This is a genomic window from Polaromonas sp. P3_C2 (assembly GCF_056402675.1).
This window is the reverse complement of the sequence record NZ_JBFUGX010000384.1, coordinates 1-4,051: the sequence shown is the minus strand read 5'-3', so window position 1 is coordinate 4,051 and position 4,051 is coordinate 1. Positions and strand designations below refer to the sequence as shown.

Annotated in this window: 3 protein-coding genes; 2 read left to right on the top strand and 1 reads right to left on the bottom strand. The window is 61.5% G+C overall.

What is annotated here, in order from left to right; genetic code table 11:
* Positions 1-1,762: Rne/Rng family ribonuclease (locus tag AC1DWI_RS15520; protein WP_477725159.1), on the bottom strand; the 1,762-nt coding region annotated here is incomplete at its 3' end.
* A 622-nt stretch (positions 1,763-2,384) separates the two neighbouring features.
* On the opposite strand from AC1DWI_RS15520, the gene AC1DWI_RS15515 reads away from it, so the two are divergent.
* Positions 2,385-3,539, top strand: coding sequence for an RluA family pseudouridine synthase (locus tag AC1DWI_RS15515; protein ID WP_477671306.1), 1,155 nt, complete (start codon positions 2,385-2,387; stop codon positions 3,537-3,539).
* Between the two features lie 86 nt (positions 3,540-3,625).
* Positions 3,626-4,051, top strand: a 426-nt coding sequence (locus AC1DWI_RS15510) for a hypothetical protein (RefSeq protein ID WP_477725158.1), incomplete at its 3' end; no start/stop codon positions are given.

Here is a 4,051-nt window from a genome sequence, read left to right as displayed (position 1 = left end):
GTGCCGGGGCTGGCGCTTCCGCGCCGCCGAAAAGGCTCTTGATCCAGCCGAAGAAGCCTTTTTCTGCGGGTGCAGCTGCTACCGGGGCAGGGCGGCGCGACTGGGGCTTGGGAGCCGCCTGTGGCGCCACTTCCGGCTTGGGCGGCGCGATCGGCGCAGGTGCATCGGGCAAGACGCCCTTGATGATGGGCTCCTGCTTGTTGTGCTTTTCCTGGCTGCGGCGCGTGACGGTGGTCGGATCCTCGATTTCGTCGGCCATCTTGTAGCTGGCGGCGATGTTGTCCAGGCGCGGGTCGTCGTGCTTCAGGCGTTCCAGGCGGTAGTTGGGGGTTTCCAGCGTCTTGTTGGGAACCAGCAGCACGTTGATACGCTGCTTGACTTCGATCTTGGCGATCTCGGAGCGCTTTTCGTTCAGCAGGAAAGACGCCACGTCGACCGGGACCTGGCACAACACCGAGGCCGTGCTGTCCTTGAGGGACTCTTCCTGGATGATTCGCAGGATCTGCAGTGCCGAGCTTTCGGTGTCGCGGATATGGCCGGAGCCGCCGCAACGCGGGCAGGGGATGGACGCGCCTTCCGACAGGGCGGGGCGCAGGCGCTGGCGGCTCATTTCCATGAGGCCGAATTTGCTGATGGTGCCGAACTGCACGCGGGCGCGGTCTTGCCGCAGCGCGTCGCGCAGGCGGTTTTCCACGTCGCGGCGGTTGCGCGACTCTTCCATGTCGATAAAGTCGATGACGATCAGGCCGCCCAGATCGCGCAAACGCATCTGGCGCGCCACTTCGTCGGCGGCTTCGAGGTTGGTGCGGGTGGCGGTTTCTTCGATGTCGCCGCCCTTGATGGCGCGGGCGGAGTTGACGTCGACCGAAACCAGCGCTTCGGTGTGGTCAATGACGATGGCGYCGCCGGAGGGCAACTGCACGGTGCGCGCGTAAGCCGACTCGATCTGGTGCTCGATCTGGAAGCGGCTGAACAGCGGCGCGTCGTCGCGGTAGCGCTTGACGCGGTGCTCGTGCTCGGGCATCACGTGGGCCATGAACTGGCGGGCCTGCTCGTAGACGTCGTCGGTGTCGAACAGGATGTCGCCGATGTCGCTGTTGAAGTAGTCGCGGATGGCGCGGATCACGAGGCTGGATTCCTGGTAAATCAGGTAGGCGCCCTTGCCGCCCTTGCCGGCGCCGTCAATCGCGGTCCAGAGCTTGAGCAGGTAGTTCAGGTCCCACTGCAGCTCCGGCGCGCTGCGGCCGATACCGGCGGTGCGCGCGATGATGGACATCCCGTTGGGATATTCCAGCTGGTCCATGTTTTCTTTAAGCTCGGCCCGGTCTTCGCCTTCGATACGGCGGCTTACGCCACCGCCGCGCGGGTTGTTGGGCATCAGGACCACATAGCGGCCTGCCAGGGAAACGAAGGTGGTGAGGGCCGCGCCCTTGTTGCCGCGTTCTTCTTTTTCGACCTGGACCAGCAGTTCCTGGCCTTCACGGATCACATCGTTGATGCGCGCCTGGTTGACGGGCACACCCTGGGCGAAGTATTGCTTGGAGATTTCCTTGAACGGCAGGAAGCCGTGGCGGTCTTCGCCGTAGTCGACGAAGCAGGCTTCGAGTGAGGGCTCGACGCGGGTGACGACGGCCTTGTAGATGTTGCCCTTGCGCTGTTCGCGCCCTTCAATTTCAATTTCGTAATCGAGGAGTTTTTGTCCATCGACGATCGCCAGACGGCGTTCTTCAGCCTGTGTGGCGTTTACCAGCATCCGTTTCATGGGTAGCCTTCCTTATCGTTCTTCGTTTTGATGTCATGTCTTGAACATCAATCACATGCCCAAAATGGGCCAACGACGCCGGAGGGACGCAGTGCGAACTGGAGGAATTGCCGGAGAGCTTTTGACAGCGCGCGGCCGACCGAAGTGAATCGGTCAGCGACGTGGTCTGGGCGTAGGCGCGTGGATGGAGCGAGCAGGGGTCAAACGGGTGGATGCTACAAAAAGAGTAGCTGCTTGCGCCCACTGTACAAGGGCTGGCGGCTGATTTATGCCAAAAGCAGGGCCCACGAATGTCGTGAGGCGCCGCAGGCACATATAAATCAGACTGACCAGTGTTGTCATCAGAGGGCTACCGTTAAGGACTTGATCTCGACTGGATCCGCATGCAGCCTGTTGTTCATGACTTGGGCTGCACACATGGTATTCCGTAGTGTTGTTCGCAAAACGTCGACTCTTCTACCGTGCAAAGACGCTCGCCGCGAGGTGCCTTGCACTCGTCGCTTGCGGGCAATTGCCGGCGTGGGCATCGACCTTCCAGCGAGGCTGCTTGTTTGCCTTTTCAGGGCCGGGGACTTGCGTGGACTAAACTCCAGACAAATCAACCACTTACAGCGCATCGCTAGTGAAACACATTATAGGGTCAGCAAAGGGCTTGGCAAGGAAACCCGGGAAAACACCGGTATGGCCGCCCGCAGCCGTGTCCGCGCCCACCCCGGCGCCATCCACTCCACCGGCGGCGGCCCCGGCCTCGCCGCAGGCCACGCTGGTGACGGTAGATGAAGACTATGCGGGCCAGCGCCTCGACAATTTCCTGATCCGCCAACTCAAGGGCGTGCCCAAAACCCATGTCTACCGCATCATCCGAAGCGGTGAAGTGAGGGTTAACAAGGGCCGGGCGCAGGCCGATACGCGGGTGGAGACCGGCGACATCGTGCGCCTGCCGCCGGTTCGCACCTCTGAGCGGGCCGGGCAAAAGGCCGAGGCCATGGCCCAGGAAATCGCCCGCCACGGCGCGAGTTCGACTACGGGCGGCTATGCGCCGTCCCGCGAATTCCCGATTCTGTTTGAAGACGACTTTGTGCTGGCCATCGACAAACCGGCCGGTGTGGCTGTGCACGGCGGCAGCGGCGTGAGCTTCGGCGTGATCGAACAGCTGCGCATGGCCAGGCCCGAGGCTGACTTTCTGGAGCTGGTGCACCGGCTGGACCGCGAAACCAGCGGCATCTTGCTGATCGCCAAGCGGCGCATGGCGCTCAAGCTGCTGCAGGAGCAGTTCCGGGAGCGTGAAACCGACAAGGTCTACCTGGCGTTGGTCGGCGGCGACTGGCCGGCCAATCACCGCGTGATCGACAAGGCGTTGCACAAGTATTTATTGCCCGATGGCGAGCGGCGTGTGAAGGTGGTGCCCAACGACCACCCCGACGGCATGCGTTCGGTGACGCTGGTCAAGGTCAAGTCGGCTTTTCCTGCCAGTCCGCTGGCGCCCGCAACGCCCTTCACCCTGCTCGAAGTCACAATCAAGACCGGCCGCACGCACCAGATCCGCGTGCATCTGTCCAATGAGGGGCATCCGATTGCCGGTGACGACAAATACGGAGACTTTGAACTGAACCGGGCGCTGCAGAGGTCCGCCCCGGGCACGGCATCGCTCAAACGCATGTTTCTGCACGCCTGGAGCCTGAAATTTAACCATCCCAAACTGCGCAAGGTCGTGCACCTGCAGGCGCCTTTGCCGCCTGAGCTGCAGCAGTTTTTGCCGGCGCAGGTTTCCACATGATTCACAGGGGCCATGAAGCGCCTGGCTCAAACAGTGCAGCCAAGCCGATACGGGGAAGGTTCAGCGGCCTGGCCGGAACAGTGCTGATGTTTGTTTTTGCCGGTCCTGCCCTGTACGGTGTGGCGTATTACCTGGTGGCAGGTGAGCTTGGGCGCGGCGAATTCCGGTGGAGCGAAGTGCCCTCGGTCATCTTTTGGCCGCTTCTGACGGAATTCATGTTCTGGGTGTCGTGGGGGAATGTTGAAACGATGCTTCTGTTTCCGCTCCCCACCCTTTTGGCGGCCGCGGTTTTTTGGCTGTTGAACAGGCGTGTGGTGCCTTCCTTGAACGCCGTGTCTGCGTTTCGTTTTGTTGTTTCCAGATCGGCAATCTGCCTGGTGGTTTGTGTGTGCGCTTTTGTGACCTTGAATCCAGGGACAGTGACGCAGGGATGGGATGCACTGTATTTTTACAATCCCCACAACCGGCATCCGTTCGACGACTCAGGGTGGGGGTTTCTTGAAAACTATGGA